At 67.6% G+C, this 18,999-nt stretch carries 17 protein-coding genes; 9 read left to right on the top strand and 8 right to left on the bottom strand.

Annotated elements, in window-relative coordinates; genetic code table 11:
• The first annotated feature begins 17 nt into the window (after positions 1-17).
• From LTV02_RS33190 to LTV02_RS33165, 6 genes are all read left to right on the top strand, one after another.
• The gene (locus tag LTV02_RS33190; RefSeq protein ID WP_332909605.1) at positions 18-659 is read left to right on the top strand and encodes a response regulator transcription factor; all 642 of its coding nucleotides are present in this window, start codon (positions 18-20) and stop codon (positions 657-659) included.
• Positions 660-699: 40 nt separating this feature from the next.
• Complete coding sequence (locus tag LTV02_RS33185) at positions 700-1,302, top strand: Uma2 family endonuclease (RefSeq protein ID WP_233035585.1); 603 nt, start codon at positions 700-702, stop codon at positions 1,300-1,302.
• 34 nt (positions 1,303-1,336) lie between these two features.
• On the top strand, positions 1,337-1,783 hold the full coding sequence (locus LTV02_RS33180; protein WP_067722363.1) for a hypothetical protein: 447 nt from the start codon (positions 1,337-1,339) through the stop codon (positions 1,781-1,783).
• Positions 1,784-1,893: 110 nt separating this feature from the next.
• Positions 1,894-3,234 (top strand): purine-cytosine permease family protein, encoded by a 1,341-nt coding sequence (locus LTV02_RS33175; RefSeq protein ID WP_233035584.1) that lies wholly within the window; start codon positions 1,894-1,896, stop codon positions 3,232-3,234.
• Between the two features lie 7 nt (positions 3,235-3,241).
• Positions 3,242-4,384, top strand: a complete 1,143-nt coding sequence (locus tag LTV02_RS33170) for a phosphotransferase enzyme family protein (protein WP_233035583.1) — start codon at positions 3,242-3,244, stop codon at positions 4,382-4,384.
• 121 nt (positions 4,385-4,505) lie between these two features.
• Entirely contained in the window at positions 4,506-5,960 is a 1,455-nt protein-coding gene (locus LTV02_RS33165) for a DUF1254 domain-containing protein (protein ID WP_233035582.1), read from the top strand.
• Here the strand turns inward: LTV02_RS33165 and LTV02_RS33160 are convergent, their stop codons facing one another.
• The 7 genes from LTV02_RS33160 to clpB all read right to left on the bottom strand — a co-directional run bounded on the left by LTV02_RS33160 (position 5,961) and on the right by clpB (position 14,109).
• Positions 5,961-6,647, bottom strand: a complete 687-nt coding sequence (locus LTV02_RS33160) for a lysoplasmalogenase family protein (RefSeq protein WP_233035581.1) — start codon at positions 6,645-6,647, stop codon at positions 5,961-5,963.
• Complete coding sequence (locus tag LTV02_RS33155) at positions 6,647-7,705, bottom strand: beta-ketoacyl-ACP synthase 3 (RefSeq protein ID WP_067722353.1); 1,059 nt, start codon at positions 7,703-7,705, stop codon at positions 6,647-6,649. Before LTV02_RS33155 ends, LTV02_RS33160 begins: the two co-directional genes overlap by 1 nt.
• Positions 7,706-7,793: 88 nt before the next feature.
• Positions 7,794-8,339, bottom strand: a complete 546-nt coding sequence (gene pyrE / locus LTV02_RS33150; protein WP_067722351.1) for an orotate phosphoribosyltransferase — start codon at positions 8,337-8,339, stop codon at positions 7,794-7,796.
• An 8-nt stretch (positions 8,340-8,347) separates the two neighbouring features.
• Positions 8,348-9,160, bottom strand: coding sequence for an SDR family NAD(P)-dependent oxidoreductase (locus LTV02_RS33145; protein WP_233035580.1), 813 nt, complete (start codon positions 9,158-9,160; stop codon positions 8,348-8,350).
• Positions 9,161-9,383: 223 nt separating this feature from the next.
• Positions 9,384-10,484 (bottom strand): type III secretion system chaperone family protein, encoded by a 1,101-nt coding sequence (locus tag LTV02_RS39530; RefSeq protein ID WP_067722347.1) that lies wholly within the window; start codon positions 10,482-10,484, stop codon positions 9,384-9,386.
• Between the two features lie 56 nt (positions 10,485-10,540).
• Entirely contained in the window at positions 10,541-11,410 is an 870-nt protein-coding gene (locus tag LTV02_RS33135) for a DUF5666 domain-containing protein (RefSeq protein ID WP_233035579.1), read from the bottom strand.
• 143 nt (positions 11,411-11,553) lie between these two features.
• Positions 11,554-14,109 (bottom strand): ATP-dependent chaperone ClpB, encoded by a 2,556-nt coding sequence (gene clpB / locus LTV02_RS33130; RefSeq protein ID WP_233035578.1) that lies wholly within the window; start codon positions 14,107-14,109, stop codon positions 11,554-11,556.
• 203 nt (positions 14,110-14,312) lie between these two features.
• On the opposite strand from clpB, the gene LTV02_RS33125 reads away from it, so the two are divergent.
• From LTV02_RS33125 to LTV02_RS33115, 3 genes are all read left to right on the top strand, one after another.
• On the top strand, positions 14,313-15,290 hold the full coding sequence (locus LTV02_RS33125) for an NADP-dependent oxidoreductase (protein WP_233035577.1): 978 nt from the start codon (positions 14,313-14,315) through the stop codon (positions 15,288-15,290).
• Positions 15,291-15,425: 135 nt separating this feature from the next.
• Positions 15,426-16,586, top strand: a complete 1,161-nt coding sequence (locus tag LTV02_RS33120; protein ID WP_067722339.1) for an FAD-binding oxidoreductase — start codon at positions 15,426-15,428, stop codon at positions 16,584-16,586.
• A gap of 78 nt (positions 16,587-16,664) precedes the next feature.
• Complete coding sequence (locus LTV02_RS33115) at positions 16,665-17,450, top strand: FAD-binding oxidoreductase (RefSeq protein WP_233035576.1); 786 nt, start codon at positions 16,665-16,667, stop codon at positions 17,448-17,450.
• A gap of 2 nt (positions 17,451-17,452) precedes the next feature.
• On the opposite strand, the gene LTV02_RS33110 is transcribed toward LTV02_RS33115, so the two are convergent.
• Complete coding sequence (locus tag LTV02_RS33110) at positions 17,453-18,622, bottom strand: globin domain-containing protein (protein WP_233035575.1); 1,170 nt, start codon at positions 18,620-18,622, stop codon at positions 17,453-17,455.
• Positions 18,623-18,999 lie beyond the last annotated feature (377 nt).

The following is an 18,999-nucleotide window of genomic DNA, read 5'->3' as shown; positions in this document are numbered from 1 at the left end:
CCGCTACGAGCGCTCCGCTGCGCGTGGTGATCGCCGAGGACAATGCGATTCTGCGGGACGGCCTGACCGCCCTGCTCACCGAGCGCGGCCACCAAGTCGTGGCGACCGTGGGCGATGCGTCCGGACTGTCCGATGTGGTGGGCGCGCAGCGACCGGATGTGGCGGTGGTGGACGTGCGGATGCCGCCGACCTTCACCGACGAGGGTTTGCTGGCGGCGCTGGCCCTGCGCCGCAGCCACCCCGAGACCGGCGTGCTGGTGTTCTCGCAGTGGATCGAAACCCGTTATGCCACCGAGCTGCTCGCGTCCGGCGCGGGCGGCGTCGGGTACCTGCTCAAGGACCGGGTCGCCGATGTGGGCGATTTCGTGGACGCCCTGCAGCGCGTCGCCACCGGCGGCACCGCGCTCGATCCGGAGGTGGTGAGCCAGTTGATGGGCGCTTCCCGGCAACAGGATTCGCTGGCCCGCCTCACCCCGCGCGAACGCGAGGTGCTGGAGGCCATGGCGCAGGGGTTGTCCAATTCGGCTATCGCGCAAGCGCTCACGGTCACCGAACGCGCGGTGGAGAAGCACATCGGCAATATCTTCACCAAACTGGACCTGCCGCCGTCGGACGCGCACCATCGGCGGGTACTCGCCGTTCTGCGGTTGAAGAGTTGAAACATCGCTGTGCGGTTGCCGGGCGTGGAAGACTGGGCGCATGCGTAGGTCCAGCTCCGCGGAAGCCCGGAAAACGGTTGCGTCCTGGCCTGATCACCTATTGACGCTGGCGGAGTGGTCCCAGCTACCGGCCGACAACCGGCTCTGCCGGGAATTGGTGGACGGGGTGCTGGTGGTGGCGCCGCAGCCGCCGCGGCATCAGCTCGCGGTGTGGCGGCTGGCGGCACAGCTGGAACCCTCGCTGCCGCGCCGGGTGGCGGCGCTGGCCCGGGTGGAATTGCTGATCGACGAGGGCACGCCGCCGACGGTGCGCACCCCGGACCTGCTGGTCGTCGGGGGTACGGCCGGGGCGACGCATCCGGCGCGGGTGGCGCCGGCGGATGTGCTGGCGGCCATCGAGATCGTGGCGCCGGGCTCGCGGCGCACCGACCGCATCATGAAACTGGTCGAGTACGCGGCGGTCGGGATCGAGCAGTACTGGCTGATCGACCCCGACGATCCGGTCCGCATCACCACGCATCGGCTGCGCGAGGATTACTACGAGGTGACCGGCGTCCAAAGCGGGCGCGCGCGGCTCGAATTGGCCGGAATGGAACTCGATCTCGATCTGGATGCGCTCACGGCGCTGCGCATTCCGGACTAAACTGGAGTTCCGAAAAGCCGTGGTGGAGGTTGTCATGGACCACCGGCGCATGCTCCATACGATTCTCGGCGTCACCGCCGCGTACCTCATAGCTCTCGGGCTCTGGCTCGGATTCGTCGTTCAGCACAGCCCGCCCGGCACGGTGCCCTATCAGTGCATTGCCCTGGTCGGGCTGTTCGGAAGCTTCCTCGGCATCGGGATGCTGCTGGCGCAGCGGCCGTCGCGGGCGGACCGGAAACTGCTGCGGCACGGGCTGGAGGGGTGGGCGAACATCGAGGGCGTGCACCCGCTGAGCCCGACCGACCATTGGACCGAGCTGACCGAGCTGGATCTGGAACTCGTGGTGCCGGGGTCGGAGACGTACCACGGCAGCGTCGTCTTCGACCTGGAACCGGTGGCGCGCCCGAAAATCGGCGTGGGCAAGACGATTTCGATTCGCGTGGACCCCGCCGACCGCCGCCGCATCATCATCTGCCTCTGATCCGCTCCGAAAAACCTCGTGCCCGCCGCGCTACCGCGCGGCGGGCACACCCGGGACCGAAGGGAAGGGACCGCCCGTTTCGTCCGGTCCGCGCCGTAGCATCACAGCTCATGAGCACTGCCGATGTGACACCCGACGAGCGCAAGGAAGCCCCGCTGCTGCTCGACACCGAGCCGCCGCGGACGCTGAGCTTCAGCGATCAATCGGCATTCTGGCTGAATATCGGGGTCAGCCTGCTCGGGTTCAGCGGTGCGGCGGCCGTACTGATGCCGGTCGGGCACCCGCCGCTGTCGATCGCGGCGGCGTTGCTGGCGACCGCGGTCGGCACGGTCGTCGGCATTCTGATGGTCGCCGGAGCCGGAGCCGTCGGTGCGCGCACCGGTGCGCCCGCCATGGCGGTGCTGCGCGGATTGTTCGGGACGAAGCTGTCCTACCTGCCGACCGCCGCCAATATCGTGCAGTGCATCGGCTGGGGCGTGTTCGAGCTGACCGTCATCGCGCTCGGCGTCTCGGCGCTCACCGACGGCAAGGTCCCGCACGGGCTGGTCATCATCGCGGCGGGTCTGCTCTCGACCGTCATGGCCATCTGGCCGCTGCGGGTGCTGCACATTCTGCGCAAGTACGTGACCGTAGCGGTCGGCATCGCGCTGGTGTATTTCACGATTCAGCTACTGCGGCAACCGGTTCCGGAAATGCCCGGCACCAGCTGGAGCGGATTCTTCCCCGCCGTGGACAGCGCGCTCGCCGTGTCCGTGTCGTTCGTGCCGCTGGCCGCCGATTACACCCGGCATTCGCGTTCGGTGAAGTCCGCCGCCGGGGCCACCGTGCTCGGCTACTCGGTGGGCCAGGGCTGGTGCTATCTGCTCGGCATCATCGCCATCCTGCAGGCCGGCGGTGACCCCGACAAGATCTTCGACACCTTCCTGGGCGTGACCGCGGGCTGGGCGTTCTTCGCCGTATTGGTGCTGCGCGAGACGGATCAGTCCTTCGCCAATATCTATTCGACCGCCATGTCCATCCAGAACCTGCTGCCGCGCGTGGACCGCCGCATCCTGGCCGGGCTGGTGGGTGTCGCCGTCACACTGCTGGCACTGCCGGTCCACGATTTCAGCTCCTACGCCAACTTCCTGTACCTGATCGGCTCGGTGTTCGTGCCCTTGAGCGCCGTGCTCATCGTTGACTATTTCCTGGGGCGCGGGCGCGGCTTCTGGGACCTCGATCAGAACTCCCCGGCCCGGCCGATCATGTTGCTGCCGTGGGCGATCGGGTTCGTGGTGTACCAACTGTGCAATCCGGGTTCGATCAGCTGGTGGGCGGACTTCTGGACGAAGGCGCAGGACGCCATCGGATTCCATCCGGGTTGGTGGACCTCCGCCTCCCTGTTCGCCTTCCTGTCGGCGGCCCTGGTGACCTCGATACTCGTGGTCGCCGGACGCCGCCGGGAGGTCTGACCCGCCCATGACCGATGGCCGCGTCTACGGCATGGGCCACGACCCGCTGGTCGAACCCGATTGGCCGCCATTGACTTCCACGGAAGTGGATGAGGTGGTCGGCGCGGACGCGGTCATCGAATGGCGCAGCCCGCGCCCGCTGTCGGCGACGGCGCGGGTGCGGCTGCCGGACGGGCGCGCGGTCATCGTCAAACGCCTGCCCCGCACCCTGCGCGATGCGGCGGCGCTGGGTGAAGAGCACCGGTTCATGGACCACCTGCGCGCCCGCGGCATCCCGGTCCCCGCCGTGCCGCGCACCACCGAATTCGGTGAATTCACCTACGAGGTACAGGAATTCGGCGACGGCGAGGACCGGTACGCGGGCGTCTTCTCCTGGTCGCCCTACCTCTCGACCGGCGACGCGGCGGCGGCCGGTCGCATGCTGGCCCGGCTGCACCTGGCGGCCGCCGGATACGATGCCCCGGCCCGGCCGCCGCGCCCGCTGCTCGGTGGTTTCTCGATCTTCGCCGCCGTGGATCCCCTTGCGGCGGTGGCGGATCGGGCCGCCGAACGTCCGGCTCTCGCCGCCTTTCTGGCCGCCCGGGACTGGCGGGCGGAGATGGAGCGCGTGCAGCTCCCGGCCCACGACCGCCTGTTTCCGCTGCTCGCCGACCTGAAACCGCTGTGGACGCACAATGATTGGCACGGCACCAATCTGCTGTGGCGCGAACAACGCACGAACCAGGACGGCTCGGGACCGGCCGCCGCGCCACCCGCACCGGCGGAGGTGTCGGCCGTCATCGACTTCGGGCTGTGCGATCGCACCACCGCCGTGCACGACCTGGCCATCGCCGTCGAACGCTGTGCCGTGGACTGGATTTCGATTCGCGACGGCGGTCCCGCGCACGTCCGGGCCGACCAGGTGCGCGCCCTGCTGGAAGCGTACGAACGCGTGCGTCCCCTCACCGCACCGGAGCGCCGCGCCCTGCCCGCCCTGCTGCCGCTGGTGCACGCCGAATACGAACTCTCCGAGATCGACTACTTCCTGAGTGTCGTTCCCGGCGGTAACCAGAAGAATGCCGAAATTGCCTACGAGGACTATTTCCTCGGTCATACCGACTGGTGGTCACACTCGCCAGAGGCCCTGCCCATCCTCGAAACACTGGTCTGACACGCCAATATTTCATTGATTGAATCGTCGTTCATCAATCCGACGCTAGCCTTGCTGAGAATTAGCTATACGTGAGCTGATTCACGTCGCACTCCGGCGAAACCAACTGATGGAGGATGCGTTGGCAAGATCATCGAAGTTCGCGCACGCCCGCACCGCGATCGCGCTGCTCGCGATACTCGCCGTGGCCGCCGCCGCGGCGGCCTGCTCGTCGGATTCCTCGGACACCAAGTCCACCACCACCCCTGCCGCATCCGGCAATAGCGACGAAGCGATGGTGAACGCTTACGTCTACACCTATCCGCTGGTCTCGGTGGAGCTCACCCGGCGAATGATGACGAACGTCGCCGCCCCGGACCCGACGAAGGGCATGGCGCCGCTGAATCAGTTGGCGCCCTTGGCCTTCCTGCCCGATGCCGATTTCACCGCGGTGGTGAAACCCAATGTCGATACCCTCTACACTTCGATGCTCTTCGACGTGGCCGCCGAACCGCTGGTGGTCACCGTGCCCGCCATGGGCGACCGCTACCACCTGTTCCCGGTGCTGGATATGTGGACCAATGTCGACGGCGCTCCCGGCTCCCGCACCATTCCCGACGCCGGCAAGGGCTACGAATTCGCGATCGTCGGCCCGCATTGGCAGGGCACCCTGCCCGCCGGCGTGCACGAGTACCGGCTGCCCACCGACGCCGGCTGGATGATCGGGCGCGTCTCGGTCGACGGACCGGACGACGTGCCGAATGTGATTGCCCTGCAGGAGAAGACGAGCGTCGTACCGCTCAGCTCGTACGGAAAGCCTTACACCGCACCGCAGAACACCGATATCCATCCGGATTGGCCGGCCCGGCAGCCGGTCGCGGACTACATCCACAACCTGACCCCGCAGCAATACTGGGACCTGTACTACTCCAGCCTCTCGCACACCCAGCCCCGGCCCGGCGATCAGACGCTGCTCGAGCAGCTGGCGAAAATCGGCTGGAGCCCGGACAAGAAGCTCGACCTGTCCCAGCTGCCGAGCGCCGACGCCGCCGCTTGGGAGCAGGCGTGGCCGAAGGCCCTGAGCCAGATCGAAACCAAGCCGCACGAGACCCCGGTCAACGGCTGGCAGACGAAGCGCAAGGATATCGGCGACTACGGCACCGACTACAGCAGCCGTGCCCTCGTCGCCTACCTCGGCTTGGGCGCGAATCTGCCGCAGGATGCCATCTACCCGGTGACCTACGTGGACCAGAAGAACGCGCAACTCGAATCGGACCGCAACTACGTGCTGCACTTCGACGCCGATCAGATCCCGCCGGTGCGCGGCTTCTGGTCGGTCACCATGTACAACGGCAAGGGCTTCTTCGTCGAGAACCCGATCAACCGCTTCGCGGTGCGCGGCGACCGGCTGACCAAGAATGCCGATGGGTCGGTCGACATCTACATTCAGCGCGAGAACCCGGGTCAGGACAAGGAAGCCAACTGGCTGCCCGCCCCCGCGTCGGGTGACTTCAACCTGACCCTGCGCACCTACTGGCCCGATCAGCAGATCGTGGACGGCGACTGGAATCCCACCGCCGTCACCAGCACCAACTGATCAGCGATGCGCGCGCGGGTCGGCCAGCAGGTATTGGGCCGCAGCGTAAGTACCCAGAATGACGCCCTCGGTGACGCGCCGGGATCGCTCGCCGCGAGCGAAGATCCGGCGCAGCACGATGAGGCCGTCGGACAGGGTGAACAGCGTTGCGCCCAGGCCGAGCCGCGTGCGCGGATCGCGACCCGGAAAGTTCAGGCCCGCGATGTTCTTCGCACCGGGCGCCAGCCCCGGATCGGACGCCAGCGTGGCGGCCGTACCCAGTGTCGCGCCGTAGGCGGTGAGGGGCGCGGCGACCGTGGGGGCCCGGAACCGCAGCAGCGCACCGGCGCCCAGCCAGGCGGCCAGCCGCGGGGCGGCCACCTGAGCACGCGGACGGGCGCCGCGCCGGAACCACAGCCACGAGTACCCGGTCTGCATGACCGCGAAAGACGTTGCGCCCGCGACCAATCGGCGATCGTTGTCCGGTTCGATGAGCAGCACGTCACCGACGGTGGCGGCGGTCAGCGCGCCGAGCAGGACGCCGCGGTCCACCGGATCCAGCTCGGACCCGTTGGCCACCACGTCGGCCGCCAGCAGCGGCATGAGCAAAGGCTTTGCGGCCCACTGCAAGCTGTCGCGGCCGGTGACGGCGCCGAACACCGTCACCGCCGCCGCGCCGACGAAGGCGGCGCGGAACGGGCGGGCCATCAGAAGGAGGGTTCGGCCGGGGCCGGGGGCAGCACGGCGATCTGGCCGGCGTAGGACAGGCCCGCGCCGAAGCCGAGCAGCAGCGCCAGCTGTCCGCCCTTGGCCTTGCCGGTCACCAGCATCTCCTCCATGGCCAGCGGGATCGAGGCGGCCGAGGTGTTGCCGGTGTTCTCGATGTCATTGGCCATCGGGATGTCGTCGGCGAGCCCGAGGTTCTTCTTCATGAGCTCGTTGATGCGGGCATTGGCCTGGTGCGGGATGAAGACCTCGATATCGTCCTTGGCCACGCCGGCCTTCTCGATCACGCCCGAGAGCGCGCGCGGCAGCGTGACGGCGGCCCAGCGAAAGACCTTGGGGCCCTCCATGTGCAGCGACATGCGGCCCACCGGTTCGACGGCCGGATCGGTGCCCTGCAGGCGCTGGGCCTTCTCCATGAACTGCAGGAAGTCCACGTCCTGCGCGATGGCCTCGGCGTTCTCGCCGTCGGAACCCCATACGGTCGGCGAGATGCCGTTCTCCTCGGCGGGACCGACCACGACCGCGCCCGCGCCGTCACCGAAGATCATGGCGGTGCCGCGATCGGTGGGATCCAGGCCCACGGTCATCGTCTCGGCGCCGATGACCAGGATGTACTCGGCCGAACCGGAGCGGATCATATCGGCGGCCACGCCCAGGCCGTAGCCGAAACCCCCGCAGCCCGAGGTCAGGTCGAAGGCGGGGATGCCGTTCATGCCCAGGTCGGCGGCGACGGTCGGCGCGCCGTGCGGGGTGAGCTTGAGCCAGCTGGAGGTGCACAGGATGAGCGCGCCGATCTTGGACCGGTCGATGCCGGTGTTGTTCAGCGCGCGATCGCCGGCCGCCACCGCCATGCTGCGCAGGGTCTCGTCGCCGCTGATCCAGCGCCGGTTGTTGATGCCGGTGCGATCGAAGATCCACTCGGGGGTGGAGTCCAGCGTTTCGCACACCTCGGCGTTGCTGACCAGGCGCTGGGGCCGGTAAGCGCCGATGCCGAGCATCGCAACATTCTGATGACCCTGATTGATTGCAATGCTCACCACAGGTGACTCACACGACCCTTCACCATCGAAGAATATGACCACCTCAGGCTAACTCAGGTGACCAGTTCAGCCCACAGCTACGTCGAGTTCAGCTCAGCGCAAGGTCCTTGAGCCCCAGGATGGACCGGTATTCCAGACCCTCGGCCGCGATGATGCCGTCGGCGCCGGTCTCCCGGTCCACCACGGTCGCCACGCCGACCACGATCGCGCCGGCGTCGCGCAGCGCGCGCACGGCGGTCAGCGGCGAGTTGCCGGTGGTGGTGGTGTCCTCCACCACGAGCACCCGTTTGCCCACGATGTCCGGGCCCTCGATCTGGCGCTGCATACCGTGCGACTTGGCGGCCTTGCGGACCACGAAGGCATTGATCGGCCGGCCGGGCGCGTGCATGACGGCCGCCGCGACCGGGTCCGCGCCCATGGTGAGCCCGCCGACCGATTCGAAGTCCCAGTCCGCGACCAGTTCGCGGAGCAGCTTGCCGATCAGCGGCGCGGCCTCGTGGTGCAGGGTGGCGCGGCGCAGATCCACGTAGTAGTCGGCTTCCTTGCCCGAGGACAGGGTGACCTTGCCGTGTACCACGGCGAGTTCGCGTACCAGTTCGGCGAGTCTGTCCCGGTCGGTCGTGGTTACCTGCATTGCTGTGTTCATGTCCTTCCGCGTGCGTTGAACAGGCCCTGGTTGAGGCGGGTCAGCACGGACCGCGGGAGCAGTCCGGTGACCGCGGCGATCGTTTTGTACTGCAGGCCGGGCACACTGATCACCCGGTTCTTCTCGAGATCGTGCAATGAACCGTTCACGACTTCGTCCACGCCCAGCCACAGCGGCCGGGGCATGCCGGCCGTCGCGAGTCCGGCGCGCTCGTGGAATTCGGTGCGCACGAGTCCGGGGCACAGTGCCTGTACCCGGACTCCGGTTCCGGCCAACCCGCCTGCCAGCCCTTCCGAGAAGGATACGACGTACGCCTTGGAGGCCGAGTAGGTCGATCCCCTGCCCGCGACGAGCCCGGCCATGCTGGCCACGTTCACGATGGTGCCGTTGGCGGCGTGCAGCATGGGCGGCAGGGCCGCGTGGGTGAGCCGCATGACGGCGGTGACGTTCACATCCAGTTGAGACTGTAGGAGTTCCGGTGCGAGAGTCCAAAATTCGCCCGAAGTACCGAAACCGGCATTGTTGACCAGAAATTCGACACCTGCGGCGAGTCTAGCCGCGACGCGTTCCCGATCCTCGTCTTTCGCGAGGTCGGCGGGCATGATCTCCGCTCGCGCCCCGTATCTGGTCTCCACCTCGTGCGCCAGCGCCGCCAGCCGCTGTTCGTCGCGCGCCACCAGCACCAGGTCGTAGCCGAGCGAGGCCAGCCGCGAGGCGTATCCCAGACCGATGCCGGAGGTGGGACCGGTGACCAAGGCCACCGGGCGGTGCGCGCCGGGCAGGCGGGAAACGGGAGAGCTCTCGGTCATCGACAACCCATCACTCGGGACTCACGGGCACGGTCGCCGATGACCGAGACTGCGCACCCATTCTGGTGCTTCGCGCGCACCGCCGAGGTGAATACACGCGCAATCGCCGGAGAATCCTGCCCCCGCGTTCCGGGGCCGCTCGATCGGGCGAGAGCGGGCCGCCCGCCGTGACGGCGGGCGGCCCGATGACTCGAGGAAAGTGCGGCGGCCGGAACGCTCCCGGTCACCGGGGCGTGGGTCCCTGGTACGGGCGGAAGCCCGGGTGGAAGGGCCCGCCGGGCGGGGCGCTGCGGCCCTGATCCTTGCGCCAGCCCTCCTCGGGCTCGCGATCGTCCTCGGGTTCCTCGTCCCGCCATTCGGCGCGTTCGTCCCAGTCGTCCCCGCGCGGGCGGGCGGGGCGATCGCGGTCCTCGTCGTCCAGGTCCTCCTCGTCCTCGGGGGCGGGAGGCCAGTTGCGACGCGGGCGGTTTCGCGGATCGGGGACGACTTTCAGTGCGGGACGCCAGGATTCGGGCTCCTCAGCGTCCTCGCCCGCGATGTCGTTGACCAGCGGGCCGTATTCGTCGGCGGCGTCCTCGGGTTCGGGACCGCGCGCCGCGCGCGGGCGTTCGTCGCCGAAGTCGCCGAACTCGTCGTGGCCGTCGTAGTCCTCGTCGTCCGAAACCGATATCGGGCCGCCGGGTTCGGGCAGCTCGTCGCGGGCGCGATCGGCGGAGTTGACCGGGGGCAGCACGTGCAGCAGGCCGGAGAGCCGCAGCACGGCGTCGATGGCCATCTCCCAGTCCTTGGCGACGGCGCCGACCGGCAGCATGCCGAGCGTCCAATTGCCTTCGGACCACAGCTGTTGCACGGTGTCGGGCAGCGATTCGATGAACGCCACCATGCGCTGATCCACCGCGTGCCGGGCGATATCCGGATTGGTGGCGAACACCACCCGGTCGCCGATGGCGCCCAGCAGTTCCAGATCGTGGTCCTTGGGCGGGGCCGCGGTCTTGAGCCGCAGGTCGATATCGATGTCCGAGCCGATCTGCCGGCGCACCGCGACCAGGGTGGCGGCGTCCTCCAGATCGAACAGGACGAACTTCTCGCCCTTGCGGTTTCCGGACACCACGTCCACGGCGGACAGGTACCCCAGCTTGGCCAGCGCGCCGCGCCGCCAGGTGGAGGCGAGCGCGGGCTCCACCGAAACATAGGTGTAGCCCTGGGATTTCGCCCAGACCTGCCGGACGTGCCCGGTGCGCTGCCGTTGCAGCCGATCGAAATAGAGCAGCACGATCGCACCCACCAGCGCGATCGCCGCCAACCCGAACCATATTGCCGTCATCGCCGCCTACCCTATCCAGCCGAGGGACTGAATGCCCGCTGCGCCAGCCTTTTTACTCACCGCGTTCCGCCGGGCAGCGAAGTACTGATGATGATCTTGGCCTGGATCGACCCGTCAGTGTTCTTGTCGCCCTGCACCATCACCATTTCACCTACCGGAAGATCGGCCACCTTCGTACTGCCGAGCGAGATCACCTGCGTCTTGTCATCGGTTTTCACGGTCACCGTAGTGCCCGACAGTGACGTGATGGTGAGCGTCTTGCCGTCATTGCTCGCGATGGTGCCCATGTTCGCGCCCAGGTCGTCGATATCGCCGAGGCCCGGGATCTGCGGAATGCCGCTGGGCAGCGGCAGCGAGGAGGTGCCGCCGCTGCCGGGCTTGGTCGGCACGATGATCAGCGGATTGTTCGAGGTGGTGCCGCCGGATGCGGTCGAGTCCGCCGAATCCTTGTCCGAGAGCAGGGCTCCCACCAGTACGCCCACCAGCGCGACCAGCAGGATCGCGCCCAGGCCGAGCCCGATCCACAGGCCGGTCTTCTTCTTCGGCGGCTGCGGGCCGGGCTGCTGCGGGAAGCCCGCGGGCTGATAGCCGCCCGGACCACCCGGGGCGGGCGGATACTGCAGCGGACCGCCGCCGTAGCCCGGTTGCGCGGATTCGTATGTCGCCGTGGGCGGATACCCGGTCCCGCTGTCGTACGCGCCCCAGCCGGCATCGTGCTGCGGGAAGACCTGGGTGGGGTTGGGACCGGGCGGCTGACCGAAATACTCGGTCGGCGCCTGATAGTTCACGGTCTCCGCCGATCCGTACGCCTCACCGGGTTCCGAGGTGTGCCCAAACGGACCGGGCGCCTTGCCGACCTTCTCGGTCGGACCGTCCACCGGATTGCCATCGGGCCGCCGCGACCAGGGATCGCTCGGATCAGTCATGGCCTCCAGGGTATGCGGCCGGACCCGGGCGGGCCGCGAACTCGACCGAGCGGTGTGGATTTCCGGGCGGCGAATTTCGCGCCCGCACGCGAAAACGCCCCGCCCGAGCCGAAGCCCGGGCGGGGCGCGAATCGCCGGATCGACTACCGGCCGACGATCAGCGTGTCACCGTCGGGGCTGACATTGACCTTCACCGTGTCGCCATCCTGCACCTCGCCCGCCAGCAGTTCCTTGGCGAGGGTGTCGCCGATGGCCTGCTGGATGAGCCGCCGCAACGGCCGCGCGCCGTAGGCCGGGTCGTACCCGCGCACGGCCAGCCAGAAGCGGGCCGAATCGGACACGTCCAGCTTCAGCCGGCGCTGGGACAGCCGCTTCTGCAATTGGTCCAGCTGGATGTCCACGATGTGCTCCAACTGCTCCTCGTCCAGGGCGTGGAACATGACCACATCGTCGAGGCGGTTCAGGAATTCCGGCTTGAACGCGGAGCGCACCGCGGCCATCACGTAATCCTTGTCACCGCCCGCGCCGAGGTTGGAGGTCAGGATCAGGATGGTGTTGCGGAAGTCCACCGCCCGGCCCTGGCTGTCGGTCAACCGGCCTTCGTCGAGCACCTGCAGGAGGATGTCGAACACGTCCGGATGCGCCTTCTCGATCTCGTCGAAGAGCACCACGGTGTAGGGCCGGCGGCGTACCGCTTCGGTGAGCTGACCGCCCTGGTCGTAGCCGACGTACCCGGGGGGCGCGCCGACCAGCCGTGCGACCGAATGCTTTTCGCTGTACTCGGACATGTCGATGCGCACCATGGCGCGCTCGTCGTCGAACAGGAAGTCGGCGAGGGCCTTCGCCAGCTCGGTCTTACCGACACCGGTGGGACCCACGAACATGAAGGAACCGGTCGGCCGGTTGGGGTCGGCGACCCCGGCCCGGGCGCGGCGCACCGCATCCGAAACCGCTTGCACGGCTTCGGTCTGCCCGACCACGCGATGCCCCAGTTCCTCCTCCATGCGGAGCAGTTTCTGGGTCTCGCCCTCCATCATCTTGCCCACGGGGACACCGGTCCAGGCCGACACCACCTCGGCGATATCGTCCGGTCCGACCTCCTCCTTGAGCATGACGTCACCGTCGGCCGCGCCCTTGGCCTTGGCCTCGGCCTCGGCGAGTTCCTTCTCCAGCTTGGGGATTCGCCCGTACCGGAGCTCGGCCGCCTTGCCCAGGTCGCCGTCGCGTTCGGCGCGCTCGGACTCGCCCTTGAGCGCCTCGAACTGCTCCTTGAGCCCGCGCACCGAATCGATGGCCTGCTTCTCGTTCTGCCAGCGGGTCATCAACTGGTTGAGCTTCTCGCGATCGTCGGCGAGCTCGGAGCGCAGTTTCTCCAGCCGCGCCTTGGAGGCCTCGTCGGTCTCCTTGGCCAGCGCCATCTCCTCGATCTCGAGCCGCCGCACGGCCCGCTCCACCTGGTCGATCTCGACCGGGCGGGAATCGATCTCCATGCGCAGCCGCGAGGCCGACTCGTCCACCAGGTCGATGGCCTTGTCCGGCAGGAACCGCGAGGTGATGTACCGATCCGACAGGGTCGCGGCGGCCACCAGCGCGGAGTCGGTGATGCGCACGCCGTGGTGCACCTCGTACCGCTCCTTGAGCCCGCGCAGGATGCCGACCGTGTCCTCCACCGACGGCTCGCCCACCAGCACCTGCTGGAAGCGGCGCTCCAGCGCCGGATCCTTCTCGATGTGCTTGCGGTACTCGTCCAGGGTGGTGGCGCCGACCAGGCGCAGTTCACCGCGGGCCAGCAGGGGCTTGATCATATTGCCCGCGTCCATGGCGGATTCACCGGTCGCGCCGGCGCCCACGATGGTGTGCAGCTCGTCGATGAACGTGATGATCTGTCCCGCACTGTCTTTGATCTCCTCGAGCACGGCCTTGAGCCGCTCCTCGAACTCACCGCGGTACTTCGCGCCGGCGACCATCGCGCCCAGGTCGAGCGAGACCAGCTTCTTGCCGCGCAACGACTCCGGCACGTCACCGGCCACGATGCGCTGCGCCAGGCCCTCCACGATGGCGGTCTTGCCCACGCCGGGCTCGCCGATCAGCACCGGGTTGTTCTTGGTGCGGCGGCTCAGCACCTGTACGACACGCCGGATTTCGGTATCGCGGCCGATGACCGGGTCCAGCTTGCCGTCGCGCGCGGCGGCGGTCAGGTCGGTGGAGTACTTCTCCAGCGCCTGGTACTGCCCCTCGGGATCGGCGGAGGTGACGCGGGTGTTGCCGCGCACGGTGGTGAACGCATCGCGCAGCGCGTCGGCGGTCGCGCCGTACTTCAGGAGCAGTTGCGACACATCGGAATCGCCGCTCGCGAGACCGACCATCATGTGCTCGGTGGAGACGTACTCGTCGCCCATCTCGGTGGCCAGGCGCTGGGCGGCGGTCACCGCGGCCAGGGCCTCGCGGCCGAGATTGGGGGTGGTGGTCTGGCCGCTCGCCCGGGGCAGGCGGTCGACGATGTCCTGGGCCTCGCCCCGCACGGTCGCGGGATCGGTGCCGACGGCCTTGAGCAAGGGAGCGGCGATGCCATCGGTCTGATCCAGCAACGCCACCAGCAAGTGCGCCGGACGGATCTCCGGATTGCCCGCGGCGGAGGCCGCCTGCAGTGCGGCGGTCAGGGCCGCCTGGGTCTTGGTGGTGGGATTGAACGAGTCCACATGCACCTTCCTACTAGTCGTTTACTCATGCAACGCGGGGAGAGTTGAGTCTGTTCCGCTCAAGTCTGACTAGTTTCCGGCGGTCCCGCCAGTGGGCTGGGAACCGAGGTCCACGCTACGCGCCGCGTTAGGATGACACCGTTCGTTGACGCATCACATTCAGCTCGTCCGTACCGGTTACCCGAACGAATGGAGCAGCCCCTATGCGCGCGATCGTCGTGAACGAATTCGGCGGCCCGATCCAGCCCTCCGAAATGCCGAAACCGCAGGCCGGACCGGGGCAGATCCAGATCGCACTGGAAGCGGCGGGCGTGAACCCCTTCGACAAGAAGCTCATCGACGGATTCCTGGACGGCAAAGTGCCGTACGAGTTTCCGATGATCCCGGGCGTGGACGGCGCGGGGAAGGTGTCCGGAGTCGGCGACGGCGTGACCGGGTTCCGGGTCGGCGATCGCGTGGTCGGCAAGTTCCTGGTGCCGCCGATCGGGCACGGCACCTGGGCCGAATACATCGTGGTGCCCGAGGCTTCCACCGTGGCGGCCGTCCCGGACGCGGTGACCGCGGTGCAGGCGGCGGCGCTGCCCACGGCGGCCATCACCGCGCTCGATCTGGTCGACGCGGCGGGCATCGTCGCGGGCCAGTCGGTGCTCATCGTCGGCGCGGCGGGCGGGGTCGGTTCCTTCCTGGTGCAGCTGGTGGCCGCCGCGGGTGGCAATGTCATAGCCACCGCCCGGCCCGACGACACCGATCGGATGATCCGGCTGGGCGCGGCCGAGGTGGTCAACTACGGGGTGCGGGTGCCCGCGTCGGACAGCCCGGAGCCGGCGCGGTACGAGGCGACCATCGCCGATCAGGTGCGCGCCACCCATCCGGGCGGGGTGGATGTGCTGTTCGATCTGGTCGACGGACCGGACCAATTGCGCGAGCTGACCATGCTCGTGCGTGAGGGCGGGGCGCTGTACTCCACCGTGTGGGCGGCCGACGACACGCTGCTGCAATCGCGCCGGATCTCCGGTGGTAATTTCGAATCCGGTGGCGGCGCAGCACAATTGGCGCGGCTGCTGGACCTCGCGGCCAAGGGCGAACTGGTCATCCCCATCGACGCCACCCCGCCCCTCGCGGAGGCCGGCAAGGTGGTCGGCGCGCCCGGCGCGCGGGGCAAAACGGTCCTGGTCATCTGAACCCCGGGTTACGCAAACCGATCGGCGTTGGCTATATCCGTGCGACCACCGTTTTTTCAGGGATACTGAACGCGGAGGATCGCCGGAAACCTGGCGCGTCCCGCTCTAGCAGCACAGGAAGGAAAGTTCGTCGTCGTGGATGCGCGTACGGCAGCGCTGGTCCGCGCAAACTTCCGGACAGTCGTCGAGACCCCACACGGGCCCGAACGACTGATCAGCGCGTTCTACGGCCATTTGTTCGCGGAGATTCCGGCCTTGCGGGAGCTGTTCCCCTCGGCCATGGATATGCAGCCCAAGCGGTTGGTCACCGCGATCCAGTTCGTTCTCGACAATCTGGAGAACTGGGACCGCGCACAGCGATTCCTGGAGCAGCTCGCGCGCGACCACCGCAAATACGGGGTGGAGGCCGCGCATTACGACATCGCGGGGCGGGCGCTGCTGGCGGCGTTCCGCAGTTACAACGGGGTGGCGCACTGGAATCGCGGGCTGGAGGAGGGCTGGCGGGATATCACCATCCTGATCTCGGCCTCGATGGCCATCGGTGCGAATTCCGACAAATCGCAACCCTTCTGGGAGGCGACGGTGGTCGGGCACCGGCGGGTAGTGGACGATCTGGCCATCGTGCGCCTGCAGTCCGATACGCCGATCCCGTATCTGGCCGGGCAGTACGTGCCGATCGCCATTCCGCAGCGGCCCAAGATGTGGCGCTACCTGTCGCCCGCGATTCCCACCAACCCGTACGGCGAGATCGAATTCCACGTGCGCAAAGTGCGGACCGGCTGGGTGAGCCCGGCCATCGTGAACGAAACGCAGGTGGGCGACCGGTGGATGATCGCCGCGCCGCTGGGCGGGCTGCACGTGGATCTGAGCAGCCGCCGCGATGTGCTGATGATCGGCTCCGGCACCGGGATCGCGCCGCTGCGCGCCCAGCTGATCGAGATGGGGCGGCGCGGGATCAATCCGCGGGTGCACCTGTTCGTGGGCGGGCGCTATCCGTGCGATCTCTACGATGTCGAAAACCTCTGGCAGCTCTCGCAATCCAATCCGTGGCTGACCGTGGTGCCGGTGTGCGAGAACGAGACCAATCCGTGGTGGCACCCCTATCCGCCCGCGGACACGCCGTTCGGCATGCACCGCCGGTTGATCGGTAATCTCGGTGCGGTGGTGGCCAGTTTCGGGGCGTGGACGGATCGGCAGATCCAGATCGCGGGGTCGGCGCGGATGATCGCCGACACCAAACGCGCGCTCATGTCGGTGGGCACGCCCGAGACGATCATCCAATGCGATCCCGTATAGCGGGACCGACCAGCTGAACCGGGCTCTCAGGGGTGCGCCCCCGAGAGTCCGAGAGTTGTTGAAAATCAGGAGGACACGGTGACCCTCGGCCCGGACGAGACCGGCGCGCTCGCGCTCGGCGAGCAGACCGAATGGACGGCGACCGTGGTCGGCGCGCACCGGCTGCGCGAGGACACCACCGTGGTGCGGCTGATCGGCGAATTCGTACCGTTCGCGGCCGGGCAGTCGGTGGAGGTGCGCACGCCGCAGCATCCGAACATGGTGCGGCGCTTGTATCCCGCGCTGCCGCCGTCCATGGACGGGAAGCTGGAATTCCATGTCCGCACGGTGCCGGGCGGCTGGTGCAGCGGGTCGCTGGTCGCCGATACCCGCGCCGGGGACGAATGGCGGATCAGCGCACCGGCCGGATGGCTGGCCGTGGATCCATACGCGCCGGAGATCGTCATGGTCGCCGACGGCGTCGGGCTGGCACCGCTACGCGCGCTGCTGCTGGATCACTCCCGCCGGGAGAACCCCCAGCGGGTGACGCTGTTCGTGGGCGCGCGGTACCCGCGCGACCTGTACGCCTCGGACATGCTCTACCTGCTGGCCAACGAACTACCTTGGCTCACGGTCGTTCCCGTGGTGCAGGACGAATACGATCCGCCGCGCATGGACAACTGGTACGAGCAGTGCCGGGTCGATATCGGCTTCAGCCCGGAGGAAATGCTCCCCGGCTCGCTCGCCGACGTCATCGGCCGCTTCGCCCCCTTGGATCAGCACGGGGTACTGGTATGCGGCAGTTCGTCCGTCGTTCATGCCACGGTGGAACGCCTGATCGCCACCGGGACGGCCCCGGAAGCCATTCGCTACGAAGGGTTTTAGCTTCAAAAAAGCGGGTCGTGGCGGATGTTCTTGGTGGGGGTGCCGGCCGCCATCAGCCGGAACTTGGTGGTCTGCACCATGGACGGTGAGCCGACGATCTGCACGTCGCGGTCGTCCCAGTTCCCGTAGCCCGCAACGATTTTGCCGATCTGCCCGACCTGACGCGGTTGCAGGCAGGGCAGGTCCGGCAGGTCGGTGGGGGCATCGGCCTGCCACCACGGGTTCTCGTTGCTCTCGGTGACCGGAGTGACCGTCAGCCATTTGTTGGCCTGCGCGATCTGGCTGAGCACCTGGAGATCGTAGAGATCGCAGGGGTAGTGCCCACCCACGAACAGGTCCACCTTGGGATTGGACCGGCGCTGCGTCATGGCCATGAGCTGGGCGCGCAGCGGCGCGATACCGGTGCCGCAGCCGATCATGAGCATTTTGCGGCGGGTATTGCGCGGCACGCCGAGCCCGCCGAGCGGCGAACCGATGAGCCACTTCTCACCGACGTGGGTGTGCCCGACCATGGCCGGACTCACCCAGCCGCCGGTGACGCCGCGGATGTGGAACTCGATCTCACCCGAGGGGTTGGCCGGAATGGCCGGTGAGAGATAGCGCCACATGCGCGGACGCGAGGGGATCTGCACGCTCATGTACTGGCCGGCCGCGTACTGCATGGGCTGGTCCAGTTGCAGTCGCACGACCGCGAGATTGCGCAGTACTTCCCGATGTTCGATGACGGTGCCGGTCCAGACCGGCGGGGTGCTCTCCTGATCGGCGGCGTTGATCATGGTCTCGGCGATGACGCCGATGCCCTCGTCCCAGGCCCGCCCGACCTCCTCGGTCCACATCTCGGTGCCCGCGTACGCCTGCAACGCGGCCTTGAGCGACTTCCCCACGGCCGCATAGTGTTCGGCCACCACACCGTACTTGCGATGGTCGCGCCCGAGCTGGGCGAGGAAGGGCAGCAGCTTGTCCGGCTCCTCCAGCCGGTCCACCACATACGCGATGGCCTTCACCAGCCGGTCGCGCTGGGCGTCCAGCGCGGCGGGGAAGAAGTCGCGAACCTGTGGGAAGTCGGTGAAGAGGATGGCGTAGAACGATCGGGCGAGTTTCTCGGGGCCACCATCCTCCGCAGCAACCGCCTTGAACGTCGTTCTTATCAATGCGACGGTCCGCGAATCCATTTGTGTCACAACCCCATTTCGCACTCGAACACAAGCAAGACCGGCGAGTGCAGTGCTGCGGGACACTCGACAGCAGCCGTTGCTCAGCAAGTGTAGGCGAGGTTAGCCAGCAACGGAACGGGACGTTTCAATAACACGCCCTTTAATCCTCGAAAACCTGAACTTTGCGGGTATTCAGAGCAGAAAACAGACTGTTCACCTGTAACACGCCGCACGACACGGGGTTTCGCTCAAGGAACCAGGAGGATTCATTTTGCAAGACTCAGGTACACAGCGACCGAACCGCAACCTCGGCCCGGCTTGAATTCCCTTGCAACATACGGACAAAACTCATGATTTACAGAATGAATTTACCTACCGGTCCGTTTGTAATTCGA

This window comes from Nocardia yamanashiensis (assembly GCF_021183565.1).
GTDB classification, from domain to species: Bacteria; Actinomycetota; Actinomycetes; order Mycobacteriales; family Mycobacteriaceae; genus Nocardia; species Nocardia yamanashiensis.
The sequence above is the reverse complement of the archived record's forward strand: the minus strand, read 5'-3'. Positions and strand labels throughout refer to the sequence as shown.